This window comes from Klebsiella grimontii, assembly GCF_900200035.1.
Taxonomy (GTDB): Bacteria; Pseudomonadota; Gammaproteobacteria; order Enterobacterales; family Enterobacteriaceae; genus Klebsiella; species Klebsiella grimontii.
In genome coordinates, this window is record NZ_FZTC01000013.1 from 1 (window position 1) to 24,781 (window position 24,781).

The following is a 24,781-nucleotide window of genomic DNA, read 5'->3' on the forward strand; positions in this document are numbered from 1 at the left end:
TTACGCCGCTTACAGCGCCTGTCCTGCCAGTCGGCAGAACGGTTAATTCGCAGTGACAGCTGCGCACGCGACACGCCCATGGTGCGGCTGACCAGGGCTATTCCCCGTCCTTTGGCAACAAGGGCGCGTGCGCTATCCATTTTCGCGACTGACCGTACTCCACAGCTTCTTTCAGGATCTCAACTTCCATCGTCTTCTTGCCCAGCAGGCGCTGAAGCAAACACGCCTGCGTGAACCGCGCCATCTTGAGCAACTGATCCGTTCATTGGATCAGATTGACTGGTTCAGTGCGCAGAAAGATGGTCTGGGCGATCTGTATGAAGGTTTGCTGGAGAAAAATGCCGGTGAAACCAAATCCGGTGCCGGGCAATATTTCACTCCACGCGTACTGATTAACAGCATGGTGCGCTGCATTAAACCTCAGCCGGGTGAAGTGATTCAGGATCCGGCGGCGGGTACAGCTGGCTTTCTGATTGCGGCTGACCAGTATATCAAGTCTAAAACCGATGACCTTTATGATTTGCCCGCCAAAGGTCAGCAGTTTCAAAAGAACAAAGCATTTGTTGGCGTTGAACTGGTGCCCTCTACTCGTCGCTTAGCGTTAATGAACTGCCTGTTACATGGCATGGAAGGTGATGCTGAAGGTGTAGTCCATCAGGGGAATGCATTAGGTATGGCCGGGCAGGCGCTGCCGAAAGCCGATATTATACTGGCTAACCCACCGTTTGGCACAGCGAAAGGCGGTGAAGCCAGTATTACCCGTGATGACTTGACCTATCCAACCAGCAATAAGCAACTGGCTTTTTTACAGCATATATATCGCAACCTCAAGCCAGGTGGCCGCGCTGCGGTTGTGCTGCTGGATAACGTGTTGTTTGAGGCTGGGGTGGGTACCGATGTGCGTCGTGACCTGATGAACAAATGTAATCTGCATACCATCCTCCGTTTACCGACCGGTATTTTTTACGCTCAGGGCGTCAAAACCAATGTGCTGTTTTTCACCAAAGGCACTGAAGCCAATAAATACCAAGAAGAAAACTGCACTGAAAATGTCTGGGTCTATGATCTGCGTACCAATATGCCAAGCTTTGGTAAACGTACTCCATTTGGCGATAGTCATCTCAAGCCGTTTGAAGCAGTTTTTGGCGACTCTCCCTATGGTAATGCACCTCGTCAGCAAGGAGAATGGAGTTTTAACGCTGAAGAAATTGACGCGCCTGACACGGCGGAAAACGACAATGTTGATGATCGCCTGATAACCAGCCGCTGGCGGGTCTTTACCCGGGAGTGGATCCGCGATACCAAAGGTGATTCTCTAGATATCTCCTGGCTGCGGGATAACAGCAGTGTGGATGCTGCCAACCTGCCAGAGCCATCTGTGTTGGCCAGTGAAGCGATGAGTGAACTGGTGCAGGCTTTGGGTGAACTGGATGCGTTGATACGTGAGCTGGGAGCTGGGGAAGAGGCGGATAAGCAGAAAGTTCTGCTGAATGAAATGCTGGACGGAGTGAAGGGATGAATGAAAATAAATTGCCTCGGGAATGGGTTAATACAAAATTAGGGAATATAGTTGATTATGGTCGGTCTGCTAAAAAAACTTTAGTTGATGTGACTGAAAATACGTGGGTTTTAGAGCTTGAGGACATTGAAAAAGACTCATCTAAACTCCTTTCTAAGGTTAGAGTAACTGAGCGGCCATTCAAAAGCACAAAAAATTGTTTTAATAAGGGAGATGTTCTCTACGGGAAATTGCGACCATACCTGAATAAAGTCATCATGGCTGATGATGAGGGGGGTTGTACCACGGAAATCATCCCTATTAATGCAGAACCTTTTTGCATTAATAAGTATATATTTTTCTGGCTAAAAAGTCCGTTCTTTTTACGGTACGTCAATGAGGTTAGTTATGGCGTGAATATGCCTAGACTAGGAACAAATGATGGCCGAAATGCTCCTTTTTATTTGGCTCCTTTAGCTGAGCAAAAAATTATATCCAATAAGCTCGGTAGTCTTTGGGCTCGAGTAGAGAGCATTAAATCCCGGCTGGAAAATATCCCTGAGCTTTTGAAAAAATTTCGTCACTCAGTATTACTTTCTGCAGTAAGCGGAAAGCTTACTGCAGAATGGAGAAATGAAAATAAAACATCAGAATCGGCAAAGGAACTGGTTGTTCGCTGGATTAGTCTTAGAAAGGAACGGTTTTCTATATATCAGAATGAATTGTTGGCGCTTGGTGATTTAAAGAGAACTAAAAAATTTATAGAACCACACCTTCCTGATATAGAAACTGGAGGAGAATTGGTTGTTCCTCCATCCTGGGAAATAGTTAGTGTTTCTCAAATTGCAGACTGTCTGGATAGCCAGAGAATACCGGTTAAAAAAGAAAAAAGGATTAAATCTGAGGGCCTCTATCCATATTTTGGTGCTAATGGTGAAGTGGACCGAGTAGATGACTTTATATTTAATGGTGATTACGTACTAGTTACAGAGGATGAAACATTCTATGGAAGAGTGAAGCCAATAGCCTACCGTTATACAGGGAAGTGTTGGGTAAATAATCATGTTCATATTCTATCTGCCCCAACAAAATCAGCAAATGATTATTTATGCTATGCATTGATGTATTATAAAATAACCCCTTGGTTAACTGGCACTACTGGGCGGGCAAAATTGACACAGGCAGCATTAAATGTCTTGCCTATTGGACTTCCTCCTGAAAAGGAGATTGAAGAAATAGTTCTGCGTATTGACCAATTTCTTTCCTATGCTGATTCCATTCAAAGGGCGGCTAATAACGCATTAGCACGAATCAATAATCTCACTCAATCCATCCTTGCTAAAGCATTCTGTGGTGAACTCACTGCCCAATGGCGAGAAGAAAATCTTGACCTAATTAGCGGCATCAACAGCGCTGAAGCTTTATTACAAAAAATCTCTACTGAGAAATTAGCGTCAGGTACCTCAAAAAAGATAGTTAAAAAGGTTGTTCGATAAAAATAGCCCACATCTGTGGGCTGTTAATTAATATAAATTATAAAATGTTTTATTTTATTTAGATATGATCTAGTAGTTGATTTGTTATTAACTTTTCGCGGATATTTTCCAAAATGCTTGATGCTTATCATAAAGCTCAAGCAAGGCTTCAGCAAAAGAATCGTCGACGGTATAAAAATAACATTCAGGTACGTTTAAGACCTTGGCAAAAGCGCAGACTGTCTCAAATGAAGGGCGATGTGTACCGTTTTCATAATGAGACATCCTGGAGTAGGCGGTCGCCTCCTCTATTCCTGCCATAACAGCGAGTTTCTCCTGTGTCAATTTTGCTCTTTTACGAGCTTCTTTCAATCGCTTGGGGATCATGGATCCATCTTGATAGTGTGCCTTGACACCATCTTTAGCATTCCTTAAGATTGATTTTCTTTAGACTTACTAAAGTACTTACCTTTAGGCTGAACATATGGGTTTTTATCTGATTTTTGAGAGATTCTTTAGGTATGTAATCGGTGGGTTATCACGGGGAATTTTTTGAGGAGGAGTATATGTACAGGAAAACTTTAAGTATTATTTTTTGTATACCATTATCTTCATATGCAGATGATCCCGGAGGTTTTGTTAATAGACAGCTAGCAAAAGACCCCGCGTTAGATTATGGAATAGGGGATGTCCATGGACCTGTAAAAGAAATCATTGAGAGGACTACGAGGTCAGAAGAAAAAAGGATGATTCGATATGATCCGGACGAAAACATTTATTATATAAAAACACCCAGTAAGGCGATTCATATCTCATCTGGTTATCCAAATCCTCTTCCTGTAAGAGTGGATATCGATAATGCGTACAAGCATTCCTCACCATCAAGCAACTTGATGAAGTTTGATTATTCTTTATATGACAGAGATAAATATGGGAATATAAAATCCATTAGATCATATCTTTATGATAAAAATAATAAAGAGACAATATATCAAACAAACTTGATATATCGAAAGCTAGCATCAGGAGATATCGAGGTTTCATATGATAAACCTTCTCCTATCTTGGGTGAAATAAAAAGGTATTATAGGAAAGGATTTGTAATAAAGGAAACATTTATAAATGCCAAGGGAGTGAATATTTCAAACTATCGTTCTGAAAATGTCCCTATGGAAACTGTTATATATGAATATGAGTTTGGAAAAGATAAAAAAACTCCATTGTTTATTTTGAAGAAAAGATATGTTGATAATAAAAGGGTGACATATAAAAGTTGGGAGAAGTATTCAGAAAGTGGTAATCTTATAAAGACCTTTTCCTCATCCTTGAACAACCCTGAAGTCGGAGATGGTGTCGAGTATATTAATTATAAATTTGACAAATACTCTAACTGGGTTGAAAGAAATAAATGTGCTGTTGAAGACAAGTGGGGTAAGTACTCATCATGTACTCTAGAGAAAAGGACAATTAAGTATCATTATTGATTCTTTCTTCGGTACCAGTGGTATGTTACATTTAATAGCGATTATTTAATGTAATATTCCACTATAAAACTTCGATTCCTTATTTTATTTGTAACTTTTATCTTGAAGTTGTCCTGTTTTTAGTGTTTATTTATCCTGGTAAGGATTAATCTTCTTAAACTCATTAAGCTTTATGTTGAGGCCGCTATGACCAGAAAAAAACCTGAAGTAATATTTACTTTTTCTGTAAATGATAAAAACTTCAAGGATGTTATGAGTTCTTATCGTGGGTTAGAAGTCATTGTTGAATATTATGACCATAGGATTGATACTTTCAACAGAGAAGTTTCGCATTGGTTTAAACCTACATTTGGTACGAGTAGTTTTTCAACCGCAATAATCAATTTTGTGAAGAAAGAATATCCTGAGATTGATGCAGAAAATATTGAAGTAAATCCTATACCTGATGAACTGCCCTTTGATAATGGGGACTATAACACCTTAGGTTTGCTTCAAATATCAGGACTAACGATCTGTGATTGGAAAAAAATCGCTACAAACGTTCAGATCGACACCCTTTCAGCATGGCATGGAACTGAAGACGAGATTGTTTTACACTTTTCACGTGAGGTTCCCGGTGAGATTATGCAATACGTGAAAAATTTACATGGGTGGACATCTTATACGGGGATCACCGTTAGTGCATTGGATGAGGGCATCGTCGAAAAATATGGACTTTTATCGTATATCGATAATTAATAACCCTCACATTATCTTTAATTATTAATTAGTTAAGTTTAGTCCATGAGTCCGGCCTTCGCACCAAATCCCCCAATCAGACCACTAAAATACTTTTTTGTATCTGCATTTCATCATTTGAAAACCTCCTGTTGAGGCATCTGTTCTTCTGGCCCCGATGCGGCTAGCACAGCATGCTCCCCACTTTCCACCCCCGCTTCATCCTCACACCACCTTTCAAACAGCCTGGCGAATCTGGCGCTTTGCCAGGTTTCTCCAACCTGGCTCAAGATAAAGCCAGTGACCACAATAGCGGAAATAAAGTAAAACAGTGAAAATGCGATAGCTGAATTTACAGCCCCGCTGGCCAGTAACGATTGTATTGTTGTCCACCAGGCGCAGGCAAAAATGACGATTGAAATTAGCCAGAAACCTCCACTAACGATGTGAAATTTTTTTATTTTTTCAGCATCTACAGAAAAATGATTTTCTTCACAACGATAAAAGGATGGGTTTTTAAGGAAACTCATTAATCGTACATCATATGAGCCGATATTTTTATCAGCGATACACGCGATCAGCTGATGGGCGTGCCAGACAGGAAGCGTTATCCCGATCTGCTCATACAAAAATTTCATTTGTACCGTCTGATGCGTCCTCGAGAGTTTAGTGTCGGGTATTTCAGCGTTCGCTATCTCAGCGATTTTATTCAGCACCTCTATTTTCGTTTCAATAGGTACCTTTTCGAAGCGAATTTTTCGCTTTGCTGGCGGGCTGGACATCACTTTTCCCGCCCAGTCGATGATCTTTTTAGCCACATATAAAATCGCGGGTAGCAAAACCAGCTTTGCAATATCTATCTCGTTAATGGCTCCCATCGTTATTCCTTTATAAAATGAATACGCAATGAATTTACAACACTGAATTTATTTTATGTAGCCCTCATTATTATGAGGGCTTCGATATAGCTAATTCCTGGGCTGGCTCCTGGTCTGACTTAATGCCAACCGCCCAATACGGCCCCTGCCCGGAGGCCGTTATACTTAAAGACTGAAGCCAATCTCCACCGATGCCGTACTGCGTTCCCCCTCGCCATGGTAAACCGCTTCGATATTGTTACCATCGGGATCGCGTACAAAGGCCGCGTAGTACCCCGGGTGATAAGTTCGCTCACCGGGTGCGCCGTTATCACTGCCGCCGTGTGCCAGCGCTGCCTGGTAAAAAGCATCCACCGTCTCACGATCCCTGGCCTGGAAAGCCAGATGATGGCGTCCTGTCGGCTTACCTGCGGAACCGGGGCTATTAATGGATGAAACAACAAGCTCATCAGCCCAAAAATAATCGTCGTAGGTATTCACAACAGGGATCTTAAGGACCGCCAGCACGGCTGTATAAAACGCTTTGCTGGCCTCGAAATCATTTACCACAAGCTGGATATGGTCGATAAGCCTGCCGCGATGTAATCGGTAAGTCTCCATGATGGTTTCCTCATTCAGTCGTATTAACAGGTGTTTATCTGTTATCTAAAAGGAGCGTTGTACGGATTTGATGGATGAGTACAGGTCCGGAGTGGCGATATAGAGAATGGCATTAAAATCCTGTCTGTCACCGCAATCCTGACCCCTCAACTCCGTCCCCCTATCACCCCGATAAACTCTCTGACCTGCTTCTGCTTCCTGGCCGACAGCTTCTCCACCCTGCGCATCGCGGCTTCCAGCTCCGGTTCCGGCTCAACCGCCGTCAGCACAATACAGCCCTCCATCACCCGCACCTCCACCCTAGTGCCGGTCGAAAACCCTGCCGCCGCCAGCCAGTCACCCTTCATGAACAGCGCCGGAACAAGACGACGATCTGGCAAACGCCTCACATAACTCACCGTCAACTGACGCTTATTTTTCGGCGACACTTCTGGACCAAACGAATCTACAATACAATCAGCATTAGTCATGGTTGCTATTCTCGCGAAATAGTAATTGTGATCAGCGGTGCGGGTGTGCGCCAACACATTCGCACCGCGCTAAATAACACCTGTAAACCTAACCAGTAATAAAAATAAAGTCCAGAGTTTAATCGGACATAATTAACGCCTTTAACCATCAATTAAGAATTAACAGAATACATGGTGCTATTAATTCGCGCCTGTGGAAAATGTCTTTCCTGATATTGCTGAAATAACCGCACAGCAGATTAAAAAAAATAAAAGCGAGATAATGCGCGCAACAGAATGCCATGTCCAATTACGGGCACCCCATCTCTTTTGCCAGCGTACCCTTTCGGGACTTCAGGCGGCGGGCGATACCTGCCGGTAGGGCGGACCAGAACGAGAGCGCCGGATGAGTCCGCCGCTCAATCTCCTCCACCGTCACTTGATAATCACAAAAACTGGCGCTTTTGGGCGTCGCCTGATCCAGCAAAAACGCCGCGTATTCGCCCTTATCCGGACTGGAGCCGATAAAAATAATCTTCCAGTAGCCGCTGGGAAGCTCCACCTCGGGCGCGGCGGGCAGGGTGGCGATATGCCGTTCGAACAGCGGCCCGGTAACGGACCACACCGCCGCCACGTCGCTGCGCTCGGCGAGGGCGCGCTCCTTATCCTCCAGCCGCGCCCACGCCCCCTGATTCAGGGCGGATGCCTGCGGAGTGATATTAGAAAGATAGTTTAACGCCTGCCAGTCTGCGCTGGCGCCCAGCCCGGCGAGCGGCGCCTGATGCCCGCGATCGACTGCCAATGCTGCGCTGGCCCCTTTATATGCCGCGGGTGCAAGAGTATCCGCAGCGGGTAAATCCGGATCGCGCTTCCAGCTGCGCGAACGCCCGCTGGCCAGGCTGGCTTTGGTGATTTTATACGCCACCCAATTGGCGAATTTGCGGTGGCTGTTGTTGTTGAGCGTATAGGCTTCGCGAACCAGCGTCTGGTCGCTTCCACCGGTCGGGCAGCCCACTTCACAATTATCTACGTGGGATAACCCGGCAACGCACGCGGCGGCAAAAAATAACGACGGCAATACGCTGAATATTCTGAATAGCTTCATGTTGTTGATGACGTCACAGAGAAGATGAATCGATGCATAAAAGAACCCCCTGAATAATCAGAGCGGAATTCACCTATGAATCGCAAAGATGAAGTGAGAGCGTAAAAAGAGTTAGCCGGTCGCAGCCGCGCGGAATATCACAAGATGATTTAACATCACGGCGGATGTTATTTTGTGATCTCAGAAATGATGTTGAATGAGGTAATCAGACTCGCTGCCCGCTATTTTCAGCCGGGCTGAACGGGCGGGAATATGTCCAGCGAAGCGTAAAGCGGTGCGGCATCCATGTCGTTGTCTGAAAAAATGTCGCGGCAGGGGAAAACGCTTCTCTCGGCGAGGTGGATTACTCAGACTATACGAATGACCGATTAAGGAGAGAAGGTATGAAAAAGGAACGCTGGAGAGGCGTGCTGGCACTGGCCGTACTTAGTCTCCCCGCGCTGGCGGAAACAGGCGTTTCATTCAGCCACAAAGACTGGGAAGTGGTGTGTGATAACACGCTGACCTGCCGGGCGGCGGGATACAGCGCTGAAGAAGGAAGCGGAGGTTCGGTGCTGCTGACCCGCCAGGCCGGAGCGGGCACCGCCGTCTCGGGAGAGCTGATGCTGGCGGAGGTGACCGACAGCGACGTTCTGCCGGGCAAACTGACGCTGTGGATCAATGGCCAGCCGGCAGGCGATGTGAAGCCCGCAAAAGAGAGCTGGCCGCTGTCGGAGAAACAGGCCCGGGCGATCGTTAACGCCATCAAAGGCAGCGGGAAGGTCGAATTTACAGGCGCGGAGGCGCCGTTTGTGCTTTCCGACGAAGGCGCTTACGCGGTACTGCTGAAAATGGACGATGTTCAGGGGCGAATCGGCACGCCGGGCGCGTTGACCAAAAAAGGCGACAGGCCGGAAAGTAGCGTCCGGGCGGCGATTCCCGCCCCGGTCATTCACCGGGTCATGCCTGAGAAGGCGCAGGAGAGAGCGTTAACCGCGCCTGAGCTGGCGGTGCTCAAGCCGAAGCTTCTGGCCACGCTAAATCACGATGATTGGTGCGATCGCCTCCAGCCTGAGGAGGGCGAGAAGCCTGAAACTATTAGCCTGAGGCCGCTGGATCACGCCCATTCTCTGATTTCGGCCTTGTGCTGGCGGGCGGCCTATAACGAGGGATATGGCTATTGGGTTGTGGATAGCAAACTTGAGGGTAATCCAACGCTTATTACGGTTTCCGGTTCTGAGTATGGCGACGGCGAGATTTTTATGAGCCAGAAAGGGCGAGGGCTCGGCGATTGCTGGGGGATGGCTAGCTGGCTCTGGGATGGCACAACGTTCCGCAAAAGCCGTGAAGCGACACCGGGATGTGCCGCTATCTTCGCCTCGGCGGGACATGGGATCTCCCCACCTGGGTGACCGAGGTTAAACCGGTAAAGTGAAATAGCACGGCCAGAATCTCTCCCGGCACACACGCCGACAGAGAGGACAGGGAAGGATCTTAACGATCGTCCGCGTCGCGGGATCGCGATCGGCAGCGCCAGTGGCGTCAGAAAACTGACGCCTTGTTCAAAATAACAGCGCAGCTAATGTATTGCTAACTCGAATTAGTTTATGATTAAGCCGTTCTGTTCGTTATGGAAAATGAGTTTATGGCCAAAACCGTTGAGCAAGTCGCCAGGGCGCTGGAAATCTCGATTACCACCGTGCGCCTGGTGCTGGGTGGCAAAGCTGAGCAGTATCGCATCAGCGCCAAAACGCAGCAGCGTATTAATGATTACATCACCGAGAACGGGCTGGTCGTTAACCATATCGCCCGCAGCCTGAAGCTCAATAAAACCGAGACCTTAGGGCTGGTGATCCCGCGTTTATCCAACCTGTTTTTCTCCACCCTGGCGGAAAAGCTCGAAGCCTGCTGCCGTCAGGCGGGGTATCAGCTAATGATTGCCTGCACCTACAGCGACAGCGAGCATGAAAACAGTCTGGTTGAAGGGCTGCTGGCGCGCAACGTTGACGGGCTCTTCGTGGTGCCCTCTACCCGGGAAACGCAGCTGCATCATCAGAAGGTGGCGCGCAAGCGGCCGCTGGTGCTGCTCGACCGCGATTTTGGCGAGAGCGACGTGTCGCTGGTGGTGAGCGATAACTACAACGGCAGCAAAAAGCTGGTGCAGGCGATGACCCAGGCGGTGGACGTCTCGCCGATTTTTTTTATCGCCGGGGATACCCAGCAGCCGTCGATCCAGCGTCGTCTGCAGGGCTACCTGAGCGAACTGCCCGCGGGCAAGGAGTGGATATTGTCCGCCAGCCATAACCGTCAGGAAGAGGGCAAACAGCTGATGCTCGATTTTCTCCGTCAGCACCGCGAGCCGCCGAAGGCGTTTATCGCCTCCTCTCTGCCCATTCTGGAAGGGACGCTGAGCGCGCTGCGGGAAACTTACGGCTTTATTCCGTCGGATATTCCCATCGGCACCTTCGATGAACATCAGATGCTGGGATTTCTGCCGAACGCGGTGTGGTCGATGCGCCAGGATGAGGACGCCTGGGCGCAGCACGCGTTTCATCTGATGCAGCAGAAGCTGCAGGGCGAAAATGCCGATGTGAAGATCACCGTGCCGATGACCCTGATTCACCGCCCGCTGTCGGTGGAGAAGCAGCGGAGCCAGTAAATGACACGGCTTGTGTGAACACGTCAATCCCCGGCTGCGCTATGCTGGCCGGGGCTACAGATACCGCATCCTGCGCGCGCTGGTAGCCCGGATAAGGCGCGGGCGCCGCAATCCGGGAACCCTTAACGATCCTTCATCAAGTCAATCGCTGAACAAACCGCGCCGCCAGCCCGGCGTCCAGCTCCGGTGGCAGGCCGCTGATCCCGATGCCGCCAATAGCCAGCCCTTCAACTATCACCGGCTCGCCGCCCGGCATCGCCAGCAGCTGCGGGTCGTTAAATACCGCCAGCTGCAGGGTACCGGAGCTGACCTCTTGCGCCAGCGTTGCCGTCGGACGGCGAAAGCGCAGGGCGCTCCAGGCCTTGCGCTGCGCCAGCTGGCGCGGTAGCGGCGGGCAGCAAGCGTGCGCGCCAAAGGCGATGAGCTCGCCCTCAGTCCCGACAACCGCCACTGCCAGCCCCCGGGTTCGCGCATCGCTTTCCGTCTCCTGTAAAAACCGCGAGACCTGCTGGCACACGGCGCTATCGTTCAGGCGGACCTGGGGACAGAGCGCGTCATTGTCCGGCATCGGCGATATACCCCCGTAAGCGCAGATAGAGGTCATCCAGCTCGCCTTTCTGCACCGCCGTCAGCGCCACAAACGGCTCGCGGGTGGGGCCAGTATCGACGGTCTCTTTCGCGGCAAGATACTTCGCCGACTGGAACACGCCGCGCGCGACCAGCTGGTCCACCACCTCGTTGATCTGCTGCTGCAGGCGCTGCGCCCGGGCGATGTCGCCCTGTTGAAAGGCGCTGCGCAGGGCGAGAAACAGCTCCGGCTGCAGGTTAACCGTGGTGCCAACCGTGGCCGTCGCGCCCGCCGCGAGGCTGGAAAGGAAGATCTCATCGAAACCGTTAAAAAAGACTTTCTCCGGGTAGCGGGCGATCATTCGTTCCAGCGAATAGAGGTTATGCGAAGTATGCTTCACCCCCAGAACCTGTTCATCGCCGAGCAGCGCGTCGGCGCTCTGGGCGTCCAGCTCGACGCCGGTAAACTGCGGAATGTTATACAAAATCACCGGAATCGAAATGGCGTCCAGCACCCGACGGTAGTAGGCGATAATCTCCTCGCGGCTATATTTGTAGTAGTAGGGCGGCACCAGCGACACCGCGCTGGCGCCGTCCTGCTCGGCGTGCTTCGCCAGCTCGACGGCATCCCGGGTGCGCGGCGTCCCGACGTGGGCGATCACCGGCACGCGACCGCCCGCCGACTGCACCAGCGTCGCCAGCACCTGCCGGCGCTCATCGAAACGCAGCAACGGCCCCTCCCCGGAGGAGCCGCAGCAGTAAAAGCCCTCAACCCCGCGTGCCAGCTGGGCGCGGGCGAGCGCGTCCAGCGCCGCGTAGTTCACCGACTCATCGGCGTGCATCGGCGTCACCACGGCGGAGATAATGCCGCGAAAAACCTGCCATTTATCGCTTACCATGCGGTCCAGCCTCCATCCACCACCACGTTGGAACCGGTCATATAGACCGAGGCGTCGGAGAGCAAAAACACCACCGCGCCGTTGTACTCGTGGGCTTTCGCCATCCGCCCGATGGGGATACGGCTGGTGTAGTTTTTCTGAAAGCGCGGGTCCTGATCGCTGCGCTCGACGCCGGAGAGGGTCAGAGTATTGACGCGAATGCCGTCGCGCCCCCAGTAGGTGGCGCAGTAGCGGGTAAAGTTATACAGCCCGGACTTTGCCGCCGAATAGGCCACCGGTTTGACGAACGGAATGCCGGTGTCCTCTTTTTTGTAGCTGTAGATATCCTGCACCGGAGAGACCACGCCGTAGATCGAACCGACGTTGATGATCGAGCCGCCTTTGCCGGCCTGTTTCATGCGCTTGCCGACCTGCTGGGTCATCAGGAAGGTGCCGACCAGGTTCACTTCCACCACCTCGCGGAACACCTCTTCCGGGAACTCCTCAAACGGCCCGGAGACTTCCGGCGGCGCGCTGGGCTGGGTGTCGACGCCCGCGTTGTTAACCAGGCCATCCGGCACGCCCCACTTCGCTTCAATGCTATCCAGCACCCGGTTAATGCTGGCTTTATCGGTAATATTCACTTCCGCGCACAGCAGGCGGTCGGAGTCCTTAATCGCCCCCAGCACGCGGTCGACGCGCGCGGCATCGACGCGGGTGGCCAGCGCCGCCACCTTCGCGCCGCGGTCGTGTAACGTCTTCACGTACTGCGCCCCCAGCTGTCCCAGGCCGCCGGTCACGATGATGACCTTGTCTTTAACCGAGAATAACGTGTCTTCCATTGTCCTTTCCCCTCACTGCGTGGTTAGATTTTGTGGGTTGCGAGGTAATCACGATCGAGAATAATGCCATGGCCCGGCCGTTCGCTCGGCACGTAGTAGCCGTCCACCTCTTCGCCCGCTTCGGCGATGATGCGCAGATCTTTCCAGCGCCCGCCGTCGGTCATCTCGGCGTATGAGATATTCGGCACCGTCGCCAGCAGGCTGGCGCTGAGTTCCATGACAAAATGCGGCGTCATCGGCAGGTTGTGCGCGCGGGCGACGGCGGCGATATCCAGATAGCCGGTGATCCCGCCGACGCGGCCGAGATCTGCCTGGATGTAATCCGCGCTGCCGCTCTCGATGTACTGCGTAAACTGATTTAAGTTATAGACGTTTTCTCCCAGCGCGATGGGCGTGGCGCTGCGTTCGCGCAGCCGCAGGTGGCCGGCGATATCGTCGGAGGGCAGTGGCTCCTCAATCCACAGCAGGTTAAGCGGTTCGAACAGCTTGAACGCGCGCAGCGCCTGCGGGAAGTTCCAGCCCTGGTTGGCGTCCACCGCCAGCGGGAAGCCCGGCACTGCTTCCTGAATCTTACGCAGCCGCTCCACGTCCTCTTCCAGCGTCGGTTTGCCCACTTTTACTTTCGCCGCCAGATAGCCGGTGCTTTTCCAGCGCTTGACCTGGTCGATCACTTCCTCAATGGACAGATGCAGGTTGATGCCGCTGCCGTACAGCGGAACGCGATCGCGTACGCGGCCAAGAATGTCGATGATCGGCGCGTTGAGGGTTTTGCCTAACAGATCCCAGTAGGCGATATCCAGTGCCGCCAGGGCATGGGTAGTGACGCCCGCGCCGCCGACGTCGTGTACGTGTTTATACGAGCGATGCCACAGGCCGCGCGGGGAGAGCGGCTGGCCAATAACGTCAGGGATAATCTCGGCAATCAGCGCAGAGATGGTTTTCCCGCACCAGCCGGAAGTGTGGCTAAAGCCGGTGCCGACGTGGCCGTTAGAACCGTAGACGTCAACAATCGCCACTTCGATATCGGTGACGTGGTGAATTTGATCTCCCCACGGGCCTTCCGGCAGCGGAACGCGGGCGGTCATCAGTTCGATATTTTCAATCACGGGCATTTTTGTGCTGTTCATCTGATTCCTTCCTTTATGGGTTCAGCGGGGGCCGCCTCTGCGGCCCGGGCGGTTAATGTTTGGAGGCCGGGGATTCATGCCCCTCCAGGGCGATTGCCGGGCTGGCGTCATGTTCTCGATCGTTTTCGTCGCCCACCGCATGGCCGAAGACTTCCGGTAGCAGGAAAATGGAGGCGAGGAAGGCGCAGAACGGCGCGATAGCGATAATCATTGAGGCGACGGGTACGCCGACCGCTTCAAACAGGGCCGGGAAGACCAGGGTGGTAACGAAGGCGGTGACCTTGACGATGGTGTAGCCGATGCCGGAAGCCACGCCGCGATAGCGCGGTTTTGCCACCAGCGAGATCACCGTCATGCCGCTTTCGGAATCCCAGTAGTGGCCCCACAGCATCAGCGCCGCGCCGAAGATGATAAATGCGAAGCTGCTGCTGTAGACGCCCCACGCCGAAATTGAGATGCCGATGGTGACCAGCAGGAAGCCGTATTTGCTCAGCCCCTTATGCCCGAGCTTCGGCAACAGCAGCGGGCCGACAAACGCCGAGAGCGCGGCGATACAGTTCACCGCCAGCAGGGCGAGGTTATTCTGGATCTGCCCGGAAATCCCGATGGTGACGAGGATCAGCGGCAGGAAGAAGGAGAAGGCGTAGTTTTCAAACGACTGCACGGCGCAGGAGAACCAGCCGAACAGGGTGGTGCGGCGGGTAAAGGGACGACGGAACAGATCGTGCAGCGTCTCTTTGAGCGTCGGGTCGGCGATGGTGACGTTTTCGTTGGGCAGAATGTCGTCCAGCAGACGGCCATCCTGTTCGCCGTAATAGTCGCGGGAGGCTTGTTTCGCTTCGATAAAGCGGCCGCGTTCGACGAACCACGCCGGCGTCTCTGGCAGCTCCCGACGCATAAACAGCAGCAGGCAGGCCGGGATCGCCGGGACCGCCAGCACGATGCGCCAGATCATATCCGGGTGAACATCAAGCGCCACCAGCGTGGTGACCAGCAGAATGGCGGCGATAATCCCCAGCGCGAACATAAACTGCCAGCGGTTGGCCATCACTTCGCGCTTGCCCTTCGGCATCACCTCCATGATGTAGGTAAAGCCGTTAGCCACGTCCGCGCCCACCGGGATCCCGGCGAGGCAGCGAATAATCGCCAGCCAGTACATATTGGGCGCCAGGCCCTGAAGAACGGCGAAGATCGCGAACAGGATCATCGACCAGAGGAAAATTTTACGCCGTCCGAGCTTATCGGTCAGCCAGCCGCCGAGCAGCGCGCCGACCACCGCGCCAAGCTGGGTGCCGGCGGCGGTAAAACCGAGCAGCCAGCTGCTGGGCTCATAAATATCTTTCAGGGCGAATAAAATAAACGCCATGGAATAAATATCCCATGACTCAATTAATAATGCGGTGATCATTAGCCATCCCGCTTTGGTGCAGCCGGGGGCCTCCTGCTGATCGAGCCGTTTCTTTGCCTTCTGGATAATAAATTCAATATGTTGCTGCTGATACATATAATCCTCTCTTATCCGGGCAGGCGGAGGGCCCGCCCGGACAGATGCGCGTTGATCCGCTCTTTATGGACGATAAAGAGACGAATGCAGCGGATGTTTGTCAGGATCGCTAACAACGTAAAAATTACATAAGCGAATCAGTTGTTATTTCATTAATAAATGCGCATCGCCTGCGATAAAGACTTTCATATTTTGCGTCAGCGCCTGGGCAATAAAGGCGTTCAGCACTTCGGATAACACCTCCTCTTCTACATAAGCCAGACTGAGATGGTTGCTCTGGTGGCCCGCCATTAAATCGTCGCGCGAAACCCCGTCGAGAACGGCGTTGAGTAATGGCCACTCGTAGTTGGTTGCCCGGCGGCGGCGTTCGAATTCGTCATGCGGCAGTTCGACGGCGGTGCCGGTGCCGATATGCAGGATCACCTGAGTGCCTTCGTAGTGCGCGCGCGCCCAGATAAAGCGTCCGGCTTTGCCCTGACCGGCAATGGTCGAGCCGCCGTAGGGGAAGAACATCGCCGGCTGGCGATAGCCGGTGGCCCCGGCGATCCCGCCCTTCAGATGGGCGAACGGCACCGCGCCGGAGATCTCCAGATCCCAGTAGAACGTGCCGTTGTATTCGCTACCCCAGCGGATATCGTGAAGGGTGGTTTCACTCGCCATGCCCAGCGCGCCGAGCAGCTTCGCCAGCATCACCTGCGGGATGGCGCTGCCCATATCCACCTCGTTGATGCAGGGGATCGGCGCGTCCGGACAGACGATCTCGCCATTTTCATCCGGGATCGGAAAGCGTTCCGCGTTGCCGATGGCGCCTTCGGCAAAATCCGAGGCGGCGCAGCTGTCTTTGAGCCCCTGCTGATACTGCACGCCCACCGCCGTCAGGCCGAAGCGCTTCACGAAGCGCGCCATGGCGATCATCATTGCGCACTGTTCCAGTACCTGCTCCCGGGTCAGATCCTTCGCCCCGTCGGCGCCGAACCGGAAGCGCATGCCGCGGGTCTCATACCAGTCGAGACAGGCTTCGCGCAGGTCGGTCGGCACCTTGTTCATTTCAACCAGCAGCGCCGATTGCGACAGCGACTCCACCGGCATCCCTACGTCGATCATCGCTTTTTGCGGGAACACGCCGTTGATCATCCCCATACAGAAGGTATCGAACAGCCCGACAATGGCCTTGTGTTTGAGGATCGACTGTCCAACCTTCACGCCAATCTGTCCGGCTTCGCTGGCCAGCAGCGGCGCGCTGGGCGCAACCGGATGCAGATAGCCGAGCTTATGGCTGAGATGGCCGTCGCGCAGCCAGGTGTCCAGGCCGCGAATAAACGCCTCGTCGGCGAAGGTTTCCGACCACAGCCGCGAGTAGTTGCGCTCCAGGCTGGTGAGGCAGCCTGCCATACAGAGCATGCCGACGAGGCCCGGCCAGGTGCCGTCAAAATTGGCGAGCAGCAAAATAGGGCCGCGATGATGTACCAGCGAAGGAGCAAGATGATGGGAGTATTGCCAGGCGGTAAGCAGGACAATAATCGGCGCATCCGGATCGATCCCGGCGAACAGCTCGCTGCCCTCTTTCTGGCTGCTGATAAACCCGTGACCGCGCCGCTCGTTGACCGGATGGGCGCGGCGCAGGCGATAGCCTAATGTTTCCAGCGCCGTTTCCAGGCGCTGTTCAAACTGCTTCTGCGTGGGCCAGCAGGTGACGTTAGCCGGTTCGCGGAGATCCGCATTGGTCACCATCAACACTTCGCCTGGCTGCGGGGTAATAAGTTCGGCTTCCGCGGGTAACGTTAAATTCAGCATGTGAATTTCTCCTGTAGGGGATAGGTCGCTTAGTTATCGTTGAGCGTGCTGCGCCGGGGTAAGCGCGGCATCAATCGCTTTATTGCTGGCTAATTTCTTTGGCTAACTCGAATTAGCAAGTTAGGTCAAAAAAAAGACAGGAACAAACTCTTTACCGGGGATTTGTGATGGCTATCAATGTGAAATTATTAACTTATTAATATTTAACTCTTTATTTTAAACGGGAGGTCAGGTGACCGGGAACGCTTGCTGAGGCGGCATCTAGGCGGGCAGAAAAGCGGGCAGAAAAGCGGGCGGGAAGCGAAGCGGGGACGGTAAATCAGCGTTTAATATTTAATAAATTGAATTTAATGAATTATTTTCGTTATGTCTTGAGCGATATGTCTCGCGGCGCTGGCGCGGGTGTTAAAATTTAACCGATCCTGGTCACACTCTTTTAGCATTTACGTTGTGAATCTCTGTCTCTTGTTATAATTAGCTAATTCGAGTTAGCTTGCCGGCGATTTTCCCACGCCAACGATGTGTTAGCCAGGCGCTGCCCGACTTAACAATAATGATTCAGGACAGAGGATTTAATGATGACTATGCTTACCTCGCCCGCCATGACCCCTGCAAAAAATGAACAAACATCGCAACAAACCCATGAAAGAAGAAAGCTGCTCACCGTGCTGGGCTCCGGTCTCTCCGGCACAACGATTGAGTTCTATGACTTTTTTATCTACGGCACCGCCGCCGCGCTGGTGTTTCCGTCGCTGTTTTTTCCTAACCTCTCGCCGCTGATGGCGCTGCTGGTGTCCTTCCTGACGCTGTCGATTACCTTCGTCAGCCGGCCCATCGGGGCCATCGTATTTGGCCACTATGGCGATAAGATCGGCCGCAAAAAATCGCTGGTTCTGTCGCTGATGATTATGGGGATTTCGACCTTTTTCATAGGATTAATCCCCAGCTACGACACCATAGGTAACGCCGCGCCGTTGATACTTATCTTTTTGCGCCTCTGCCAGGGCTTTGCCATTGGCGGCGAATGGGGCGGGGCGACGACGCTGATCACCGAGTATGCGCCGCGCCATCGCCGGGGCTTTTTCGGCACCTTTGTTCAGTTGGGCAACGTGCTTGGCTTGTTTATCGCCACCGGCGTTTTTGCGCTGGTGGTGATGCTGCCGGAGGAGGACCTGATGTCATGGGGCTGGCGCGTGCCTTTCCTGTTAAGCATCGCGCTGCTGTTCGTCGGGATGTTTATCCGCTCAAGGATCGAAGAGACGCCGGTGTTTCAGGAGAATCAGAAACAGCAGCAGAACGCGCCGAAAGCGGCGGAGCAGAAGTTTCCTATTCTCACCGTGCTCAAACATCACCGTAAAGCGGTATTCCTGGCGATGGGTATGCGCATGGGGGAGATTGTTCTGGGCTGGCTGACGGTGGCATTCTTTATGTCCTACGTGACCCGGGAACTCAACTTTACTCGCGAAACGGCGCTGAACGGGCTGCTGCTGGCCAGTTTTGTCGGCATTTTTACCTTTCCGTTCTTCGGCTGGCTTTCCGATAAAATTGGCCGCCGACCGGTCTATCTGGCCGGCGCCGCTATCACGCTGATCTTTGCCTTCCCGCTGTTCTGGATGATCGACTCCGGCTCGGTGAAGATGTTTATGTTCGCCACCACCTTCTGCTATTCCGTGGGGCTGGGCATGATGTTCAGCGTCCAGCCGGCCTTCTTTTCGGAGCTTTTTGACACCAGCGTGCGCTATACCGGCGTGTCGCTCGGCTTCCAGCTGGCGAATATCGTCGGCGGCTTAACGCCGATGATCGGTACCTTGCTGCTGGTGTGGTCCGGCGGCGCATCGTGGCCCATCTCGCTGTTTCTCGCCTGCATGGCGCTGATTACCATCCTGTGCGTCTGTGTGACGCGGGAAAGCTATAACGATGAGCTTAATGAGGTGAAGAAGTAGCCGGGGAGGGTTGCCCCGCCATGACCGGCGGGGCGGGCGTATCAGAACAGATTAAATTTATATTCGATAATCACTTCCGAAGAGAGCGAATTGGCCCGGCTGTAATGGCCGTCGGTGAGCACCGGCGTTTTGCCATTCATCTTATAGGACCAGCCCGGTCCGAACATCGCCCAGACGGTGAGATTTTTCAGTCTTGGGTGCGTCGGTACCCAGCGGCTGAAGGCGTTAATTTCCCCGGTACGGACGTGGTTGCCGCGGTAGTTAAACTGGGCGATGTTGCCGGCGAGACCGATCGCCAGCTCCGGCGTCAGGTTATAGTCCGACATATTAGAGAGAACCAGTTCACCGTCGCGCATATAGTCGTTGCCGGCATAGGCCATTGAGATAAAGGTTCCGCGCGAGTTTTTACTCATATGGCGCGGGTAGAAGCCTACTTCATTGGCCTTGTTCGCGTCGGTATAGCCCAGACCCCACTTGGTGCTCCAGTTGTCCGCCTGCCACTTCACATCCATGGCGATGTGCCAGGCGTCGTCGTCAAAGTCACGCTTATTCGCCGGCATCGCTTTATACTCGTCCAGCGCGTGAGTGGCGTAGACCTGAGTTCCGATGTTCAGCGCTTTTATCGGCTTAATATTGGTGAACAGAATATGGCGGCGCAGATAGTTGTCGCTTTCACCATAGCCGTACTGCATGTTCAGGTGCTCGCTTTGCCACAGAATATCGCCGCTGGCGATATGGTTAATATACTGCCCGCTGTTGGTCTGGAAGCGTTTCTTATCCGGCGAGTTACGATCCATCGCGCTTTCGATGTACGCGCCGCGCAGCGTGAAGGGGCCGTAGTTCACCGCGCCAGTCCAGCCCAAATAGGTGGTCGGGGAGAGGCGGGTCGAGTTGGAGATGACGCCAAAGTTTTTCATCGTCTGCCAGCCCCAGCGGGCGTTCAGTTGAGTGTCCGCCAGGCGATACTGCAGCTTGATGTTGCGTTGACCGAATTTGGAAAAGCCCTCAGCGTTACTCTTTTTATTCCCGCTGCCGTTGTTATACAGCACGCCGCGGGAGTTAAAGTAATCGCTGGCGCCGAGCTTTACCGCGCCGTAGTAAGTGGCATCAAAGCCAATAATATCGGCAAAATAGCCGGACTGATAATCGACGGCGACGCCCTGACCCCAGGCATTATGGACTTTCTTTGGCTCGGTCTCTTCTTCCTTAAGATATTTCCAGTAGTTTTTAAACGACAAATTCATATGGGACTGGCTGAATAACGGATCGTCGAGCACGGTATCGATATTATCGCGCTCCTTCAGACTGTTAGTGGCCGAAGCTGACCAGGCGCTGGCGGGAATAGCCAGCAGCATAATGGCGACTGTTGTAGTATTCATTTTCATAATAAACCCCAGAGTAGGGACACAGCGATCCAGGCGAGGTGTTTTCGCCTGAAGTCTGCCGTAATAAATAATTAAGCGTGGGTATTATTTTTTATCGAGAGCCTGTTTTCCGGCTTCAACATATTTCATGGTGCCAATTTCTGGAACGGTATATTTGCCGTCTTTATAAACAATTTTCACCACCGCGGCATTGGCAAGCGGTTTGTTTTTCGCGTTATCGTCGGTTAAATCGGAAATCATAATCTGCATTGCGGTACCGGATGAAATCGCCAGCACGTTTTTATCGCCCCGGGCCTGCGCGTTTTCAACGATAGTGTGCAGCGCTGCCTGGGTACGGGTTTTTATCTGCTGATAGTTTTCCGCCATGCCTTTGGGATCGGCTGCTGCCAGCGCATTCTGGTTGGTATCGACGGCCAGGGTGCCCGCTTTCATCTGGCTGAACAGCGCTGCGCCATCTTTAAGCCCCAGCTGTTTAGCGCCGGCATCGGCCATATCTTTGTTATAGCCGCCTTCAAAACCGCCGAAGAAGGCTTCTCGCAGGCCGCTTAGCTCGGTAAGTTTGTAATCACTTACTCCGGCTTGCTTAAGGATCACCTGCATGGTTTCACGCTGACGTCCGGCATCGCTGGAATAGAAGCTATCAAACGGAATACCTTTAAGCCCCTCGCCGAGATAACGAGCGACGCGAATGCCGTCTTCGGTAAGCGGGGAGTCCACCCAACCCTGCACGCGGTCAAACGTATTCAGCAGCGTTTTGCCATGACGAGCGAAATAGATATTCACGCCATCATCGTTTTTAACTTCCGCCGCAGAGCAGGTTGCCGCGCCTGCCGCCATCATTAATGCTATTAGCCACTTCTTCATATAACGCTCCACCTGAATGGTCTTTTTATAAGCAAAAAAAAACCTACGTCAGATATTCGACGCGAAGCATAAATAAGGTTATGTTCGCTCGAACTCGATGACGTAGGTTTCGCCTGTTCTAAACAGTAACAATCCAACAAGGGCGACGTTAGCACTAATTATGCAAAAAGACATCCTCTATTTATTATTAATGTCAATAAATGTGATCGTCTTCATGCAGGTAATTTTGCTGATTGAGTTGTATCTTAAGTTTAATTTTCAGATTAATTGGTATTTTTTGGCTTAAATAATTATTGAGGATTGATCTCCGTCACAAAATAATGATGTCTGCTCTGGACTCTGCCGCGCACTGGCGTTATTTTCGCTGCACTCTGGGATTGTTACTGACCACAGGCAAAACCTAAGACCCCTGTCCGCCAATGAGGCGTGCGGCAGGAGTCTTAGGTTTTTTTTTGCGCCGAAGAAATACCTCTGCTACCCAACAAGGAGTGATGATGAGAACGAAAATCCTGACTGCCGCCATTCTGGCGTTATCTGCCGCTGGCGTACAGGCTGCTGAAAAACCGTTGAAAATACTGCTGGTTAACGACGATGGCTGCCAGTCTGTGGGAACCACATCGCTGCAGGAAAAACTGGCGGCCAAAGGATATGACGTCTGGATGGTGGCGCCGGCAACGAATCAGAGCGGGATCGGGTCGGCAATTACCTTTAAGACGGGTAAAGTTTTTGATGTCAAAAAAGCCGCTGATAAACGCTACTGCTTCCCCGGAACCCCTGCCGATGCGCTGGATTTTGGCCTGTGGGGCGTCCTGAAAGACGCGCCGCCGGATCTGGTGATTTCGGGCGTCAACGATGGTCCCAATACCGGTATGGCGCAGGTTAACTCCGGTACCGTGAGCGCCGCGGCTCGCGCCATTCGCTATGGCTTCCCGGCGATTGCCGCCAGTATTGGCTACCGATTCACGGAAGAAGAGATGAAGAACAAATGGCCGAGCACGCATAAGTACTGGCCTGACTCGGTGGATTACGTCGTTTCGCTGGTCGATAAACTTAACGCCGCGCATAAACCGGGAAGCCCGATTTTGCCGCAAGGGTCCGGTTTGAGCATTAACTATCCGCCGCTGCCGTCGGCTGAAATTAAGGGCGTTCATTATATTGAGAATGAACAGTTCCCCGCACCACAGATTGGTTATGAACTGCTGGCGGACGGCACCGCAAAACAGACGATGAATCCGGAAGCGATAAAACCGGCGGAAGGGGATAATGACTCGGGCTGGCTGAACAAGGGGTATATTACTTACACCCTGTTTGATGGCTCATGGAACGCGCCGCAGTTCCAGGCGCAGTATGAGACGCTGCTCGGAAAATAATGCCGTAGTGATATAAAAGAAGAAGGCGCTATTCGCGCCTTCTTTATATGAACCGATGATGAAGCGCTATTCGTCGAAGAACCAATAGCCCTGGTTAATCAAACGGGTCAGCTCGGCGATAAAGGCCGGATTGCGCAGCGCGCGCTCGCCTAGCTCATCCTTACCCAGCAGGGTATAGCGGCACAGCGCGTCAAGAGCCGCAGGTTCGGTTGGCTCCAACTGTTCACTATTGACAAAAAAGTCATCGCCGATGTGCAGTACCCGCAGGCCGCTCAGGCGAGTCAGCATTTCGCCTCCCTCCAGCGCGTCGACAATCTCTTCTTCTGCATAAGGCGGTTCAGCTGGCGCAATATCCAGCTCGTGGCGCGGCGTGGTAGCAAATCGTCCAAACCACTGACGGAAATCTTCCGGCTGGCTAATCATCTCGATCATCATGCCGCGCAGACGTTCCAGTTCATACTCTTCAACCCGGCCCGGATGTTCGCGGCAGGTTAAATCTGGATCGCTGTAGTGCTCGCCGCCGAGATCGTTTTCCAGCGCGTAATCGGCAAAGCTGCTGATCAAATCGCGGCCGTTTGGCCCGCGGAAGCCGACGGAGTAGTTCAGCGCCGTTTCGTGAGTGATTCCGTCGTGCGGGAATCCCGGCGGAATGTACAGAATATCGCCAGGCTCCAGATCCTCATCAATAATCGGCGGGAACGGGTCGACGTGCAGCAGCGCCGGATGCGGGCAGAACTGACGCATCGGCAGCTTATCGCCCACGCGCCAGCGGCGGCTACCCATGCCCTGAATAATAAAGACATCATACTGGTCGATGTGCGGGCCCACGCCGCCGCCCGGTACGGAAAAGGAGATCATCAGGTCATCTAAACGCCAGTCCGGCAGTACGCGGAAAGGGCGCACCAGCTCAGCGGCGGGCATATGCCAGTGGTTTACCGCCTGAGCCAATAGCGACCAGCCGGTTTCGCCCAGACCATCAAAATGTTCAAACGGGCCGTTGCTGGCCTGCCATTGACCGTTCTTGAGGCTCACCAGTCGACTATCGACCTCCGGTTCCATGGCCAGCCCGGCCAGTTCATCCGGGGTAATCGGATCGACGAAATTCGCGAAAGCCTTCTTTAATACCACCGGCTGCTTTTGCCAGTACTTTTCTAAAAACTCCGGCCAGTTAATGTTGAGTTGATAAGCCATAGGTTCATACCAATAAGAAGAAACGGGCCTGATTATAGAAATAGGCACCCTTATGCCGCTTTGTCATGGGTCAAGGCTGGTGCTTAATTCATCATTTGACGTAACGGCATGCGATAGAGGGGCGATCGACTGGCGAATATCGTTGATTTTCGCAAAAGTTCGTTTTTGACTGAAATGCCCTACAGGCAGCATGGCGTCTGGGTTTTCTCGATTTTGAGTAACGGGCGCGGGGTGCGAAAAGTTTAAATTATGAGCGTTTGATAAGTTTTTTGTATTTTAAGGGTTGCTATATCCCGGGAGCTCCCTATAATGCGCTCCCACTGACACGGCAGATGTGAATCACTTCACAAACAACCCGGTCGGTTGAAGAGAAAAAATCCTGAAATAACGGGTTGACTCTGAAAGAGGAAAGCGTAATATACGCCACCTCGCAACGGTGAGCGAAAGCCGTGTTGCACTGCTCTTTAACAAT

The 24,781-nt window shown here is 52.6% G+C and carries 20 protein-coding genes and 3 pseudogenes; 8 read left to right on the top strand and 15 right to left on the bottom strand.

Annotation, left to right across the window (positions count from 1 at the left end; all coding sequences use genetic code 11):
* Nucleotides 1-217: pseudogene (locus tag KOSB73_RS30395) on the bottom strand (IS3 family transposase); the annotation flags it as partial.
* A gap of 3 nt (nt 218-220) precedes the next feature.
* On the opposite strand from KOSB73_RS30395, the pseudogene KOSB73_RS05620 reads away from it, so the two are divergent.
* Nucleotides 221-1,519 (top strand): annotated as a pseudogene (locus tag KOSB73_RS05620) (HsdM family class I SAM-dependent methyltransferase); the annotation flags it as partial.
* Nucleotides 1,516-2,994 carry a restriction endonuclease subunit S gene (locus KOSB73_RS05625; RefSeq protein ID WP_098140306.1) on the top strand — a complete coding sequence of 493 codons (1,479 nt, stop codon included), beginning with the start codon at nt 1,516-1,518 and terminating at the stop codon, nt 2,992-2,994. The pseudogene KOSB73_RS05620 and the gene KOSB73_RS05625, both read left to right, overlap by 4 nt.
* 87 nt (nt 2,995-3,081) lie before the next feature.
* Here the strand turns inward: KOSB73_RS05625 and KOSB73_RS05630 are convergent, their stop codons facing one another.
* Nucleotides 3,082-3,360, bottom strand: a complete 279-nt coding sequence (locus tag KOSB73_RS05630; RefSeq protein ID WP_004133491.1) for a helix-turn-helix domain-containing protein — start codon at nt 3,358-3,360, stop codon at nt 3,082-3,084.
* A 179-nt stretch (nt 3,361-3,539) separates the two neighbouring features.
* Here KOSB73_RS05630 and KOSB73_RS05635 point away from each other — a divergent pair, with 179 nt between their 5' ends.
* On the top strand, nt 3,540-4,457 hold the full coding sequence (locus KOSB73_RS05635; protein WP_014227694.1) for a hypothetical protein: 918 nt from the start codon (nt 3,540-3,542) through the stop codon (nt 4,455-4,457).
* Between the two features lie 186 nt (nt 4,458-4,643).
* Entirely contained in the window at nt 4,644-5,195 is a 552-nt protein-coding gene (locus tag KOSB73_RS05640) for a hypothetical protein (protein ID WP_004133489.1), read from the top strand.
* 113 nt (nt 5,196-5,308) lie between these two features.
* Here the strand turns inward: KOSB73_RS05640 and KOSB73_RS05645 are convergent, their stop codons facing one another.
* The 4 genes from KOSB73_RS05645 to KOSB73_RS05660 form a co-directional block, all read right to left on the bottom strand.
* Nucleotides 5,309-6,052: a hypothetical protein gene (locus KOSB73_RS05645; RefSeq protein WP_004133488.1), complete on the bottom strand. Its 744-nt coding sequence runs from the start codon at nt 6,050-6,052 to the stop codon at nt 5,309-5,311.
* A 165-nt stretch (nt 6,053-6,217) separates the two neighbouring features.
* Nucleotides 6,218-6,652: a VOC family protein gene (locus KOSB73_RS05650; RefSeq protein WP_004133487.1), complete on the bottom strand. Its 435-nt coding sequence runs from the start codon at nt 6,650-6,652 to the stop codon at nt 6,218-6,220.
* Nucleotides 6,653-6,798: 146 nt separating this feature from the next.
* Nucleotides 6,799-7,122: an endoribonuclease SymE gene (gene symE / locus KOSB73_RS05655; RefSeq protein ID WP_098140307.1), complete on the bottom strand. Its 324-nt coding sequence runs from the start codon at nt 7,120-7,122 to the stop codon at nt 6,799-6,801.
* 289 nt (nt 7,123-7,411) lie between these two features.
* A complete protein-coding gene (locus tag KOSB73_RS05660; protein ID WP_053064564.1) occupies nt 7,412-8,206 on the bottom strand; it encodes a DNA/RNA non-specific endonuclease in 795 nt (264 codons plus the stop codon).
* A 383-nt stretch (nt 8,207-8,589) separates the two neighbouring features.
* Here KOSB73_RS05660 and KOSB73_RS05665 point away from each other — a divergent pair.
* Nucleotides 8,590-9,620, top strand: a pseudogene (locus tag KOSB73_RS05665) (DUF1176 domain-containing protein).
* A 210-nt stretch (nt 9,621-9,830) separates the two neighbouring features.
* Nucleotides 9,831-10,844, top strand: coding sequence for a LacI family DNA-binding transcriptional regulator (locus tag KOSB73_RS05670; RefSeq protein ID WP_177935939.1), 1,014 nt, complete (start codon nt 9,831-9,833; stop codon nt 10,842-10,844).
* Nucleotides 10,845-10,980: 136 nt separating this feature from the next.
* Here the strand turns inward: KOSB73_RS05670 and KOSB73_RS05675 are convergent, their stop codons facing one another.
* The 6 genes from KOSB73_RS05675 to KOSB73_RS05700 all read right to left on the bottom strand — a co-directional run bounded on the left by KOSB73_RS05675 (nt 10,981) and on the right by KOSB73_RS05700 (nt 17,556).
* Entirely contained in the window at nt 10,981-11,412 is a 432-nt protein-coding gene (locus tag KOSB73_RS05675) for a GlcG/HbpS family heme-binding protein (protein WP_064411437.1), read from the bottom strand.
* A complete protein-coding gene (locus tag KOSB73_RS05680; protein ID WP_024360463.1) occupies nt 11,399-12,310 on the bottom strand; it encodes a dihydrodipicolinate synthase family protein in 912 nt (303 codons plus the stop codon). Before KOSB73_RS05680 ends, KOSB73_RS05675 begins: the two co-directional genes overlap by 14 nt.
* Complete coding sequence (locus tag KOSB73_RS05685; protein ID WP_004133472.1) at nt 12,304-13,131, bottom strand: SDR family oxidoreductase; 828 nt, start codon at nt 13,129-13,131, stop codon at nt 12,304-12,306. The genes KOSB73_RS05680 and KOSB73_RS05685 overlap by 7 nt, the downstream gene beginning before the upstream one ends.
* A 23-nt stretch (nt 13,132-13,154) precedes the next feature.
* On the bottom strand, nt 13,155-14,258 hold the full coding sequence (locus tag KOSB73_RS05690; protein ID WP_004108723.1) for a mandelate racemase/muconate lactonizing enzyme family protein: 1,104 nt from the start codon (nt 14,256-14,258) through the stop codon (nt 13,155-13,157).
* Nucleotides 14,259-14,310: 52 nt separating this feature from the next.
* Nucleotides 14,311-15,762, bottom strand: a complete 1,452-nt coding sequence (locus tag KOSB73_RS05695) for an MFS transporter (protein WP_064406608.1) — start codon at nt 15,760-15,762, stop codon at nt 14,311-14,313.
* Nucleotides 15,763-15,906: 144 nt separating this feature from the next.
* Nucleotides 15,907-17,556: a signal transduction protein gene (locus tag KOSB73_RS05700; protein ID WP_098140309.1), complete on the bottom strand. Its 1,650-nt coding sequence runs from the start codon at nt 17,554-17,556 to the stop codon at nt 15,907-15,909.
* Nucleotides 17,557-18,134: 578 nt separating this feature from the next.
* Here KOSB73_RS05700 and KOSB73_RS05705 point away from each other — a divergent pair.
* On the top strand, nt 18,135-19,499 hold the full coding sequence (locus tag KOSB73_RS05705) for an MFS transporter (RefSeq protein ID WP_024360460.1): 1,365 nt from the start codon (nt 18,135-18,137) through the stop codon (nt 19,497-19,499).
* A 41-nt stretch (nt 19,500-19,540) separates the two neighbouring features.
* Here the strand turns inward: KOSB73_RS05705 and KOSB73_RS05710 are convergent, their stop codons facing one another.
* Together KOSB73_RS05710 and KOSB73_RS05715 are read right to left on the bottom strand one after the other, a co-directional pair.
* On the bottom strand, nt 19,541-20,884 hold the full coding sequence (locus KOSB73_RS05710) for an OprD family outer membrane porin (RefSeq protein ID WP_049100001.1): 1,344 nt from the start codon (nt 20,882-20,884) through the stop codon (nt 19,541-19,543).
* Nucleotides 20,885-20,968: 84 nt separating this feature from the next.
* Nucleotides 20,969-21,748: a histidine phosphatase family protein gene (locus KOSB73_RS05715; RefSeq protein WP_049089859.1), complete on the bottom strand. Its 780-nt coding sequence runs from the start codon at nt 21,746-21,748 to the stop codon at nt 20,969-20,971.
* Nucleotides 21,749-22,242: 494 nt separating this feature from the next.
* On the opposite strand from KOSB73_RS05715, the gene surE reads away from it, so the two are divergent.
* A complete protein-coding gene (surE, locus tag KOSB73_RS05720; RefSeq protein ID WP_004108710.1) occupies nt 22,243-23,118 on the top strand; it encodes a 5'/3'-nucleotidase SurE in 876 nt (291 codons plus the stop codon).
* A 66-nt stretch (nt 23,119-23,184) separates the two neighbouring features.
* On the opposite strand, the gene KOSB73_RS05725 is transcribed toward surE, so the two are convergent.
* Nucleotides 23,185-24,309: a ribosomal protein uL16 3-hydroxylase gene (locus tag KOSB73_RS05725; RefSeq protein WP_004133465.1), complete on the bottom strand. Its 1,125-nt coding sequence runs from the start codon at nt 24,307-24,309 to the stop codon at nt 23,185-23,187.
* Nucleotides 24,310-24,781: the final 472 nt, after the last annotated feature.

Coding starts and splice junctions, on each gene's coding strand:
- KOSB73_RS05625 (WP_098140306.1), top strand. CDS start 1,516: ATGAATGAAAATAAATTGCCTCGGGAATGGGTTAATACAAAATTAGGG.
- KOSB73_RS05630 (WP_004133491.1), bottom strand. CDS start 3,360: ATGATCCCCAAGCGATTGAAAGAAGCTCGTAAAAGAGCAAAATTGACA.
- KOSB73_RS05635 (WP_014227694.1), top strand. CDS start 3,540: ATGTACAGGAAAACTTTAAGTATTATTTTTTGTATACCATTATCTTCA.
- KOSB73_RS05640 (WP_004133489.1), top strand. CDS start 4,644: ATGACCAGAAAAAAACCTGAAGTAATATTTACTTTTTCTGTAAATGAT.
- KOSB73_RS05645 (WP_004133488.1), bottom strand. CDS start 6,052: ATGGGAGCCATTAACGAGATAGATATTGCAAAGCTGGTTTTGCTACCC.
- KOSB73_RS05650 (WP_004133487.1), bottom strand. CDS start 6,652: ATGGAGACTTACCGATTACATCGCGGCAGGCTTATCGACCATATCCAG.
- symE (WP_098140307.1), bottom strand. CDS start 7,122: ATGACTAATGCTGATTGTATTGTAGATTCGTTTGGTCCAGAAGTGTCG.
- KOSB73_RS05660 (WP_053064564.1), bottom strand. CDS start 8,206: ATGAAGCTATTCAGAATATTCAGCGTATTGCCGTCGTTATTTTTTGCC.
- KOSB73_RS05670 (WP_177935939.1), top strand. CDS start 9,831: ATGGCCAAAACCGTTGAGCAAGTCGCCAGGGCGCTGGAAATCTCGATT.
- KOSB73_RS05675 (WP_064411437.1), bottom strand. CDS start 11,412: ATGCCGGACAATGACGCGCTCTGTCCCCAGGTCCGCCTGAACGATAGC.
- KOSB73_RS05680 (WP_024360463.1), bottom strand. CDS start 12,310: ATGGTAAGCGATAAATGGCAGGTTTTTCGCGGCATTATCTCCGCCGTG.
- KOSB73_RS05685 (WP_004133472.1), bottom strand. CDS start 13,131: ATGGAAGACACGTTATTCTCGGTTAAAGACAAGGTCATCATCGTGACC.
- KOSB73_RS05690 (WP_004108723.1), bottom strand. CDS start 14,258: ATGAACAGCACAAAAATGCCCGTGATTGAAAATATCGAACTGATGACC.
- KOSB73_RS05695 (WP_064406608.1), bottom strand. CDS start 15,762: ATGTATCAGCAGCAACATATTGAATTTATTATCCAGAAGGCAAAGAAA.
- KOSB73_RS05700 (WP_098140309.1), bottom strand. CDS start 17,556: ATGCTGAATTTAACGTTACCCGCGGAAGCCGAACTTATTACCCCGCAG.
- KOSB73_RS05705 (WP_024360460.1), top strand. CDS start 18,135: ATGACTATGCTTACCTCGCCCGCCATGACCCCTGCAAAAAATGAACAA.
- KOSB73_RS05710 (WP_049100001.1), bottom strand. CDS start 20,884: ATGAAAATGAATACTACAACAGTCGCCATTATGCTGCTGGCTATTCCC.
- KOSB73_RS05715 (WP_049089859.1), bottom strand. CDS start 21,748: ATGAAGAAGTGGCTAATAGCATTAATGATGGCGGCAGGCGCGGCAACC.
- surE (WP_004108710.1), top strand. CDS start 22,243: ATGAGAACGAAAATCCTGACTGCCGCCATTCTGGCGTTATCTGCCGCT.
- KOSB73_RS05725 (WP_004133465.1), bottom strand. CDS start 24,309: ATGGCTTATCAACTCAACATTAACTGGCCGGAGTTTTTAGAAAAGTAC.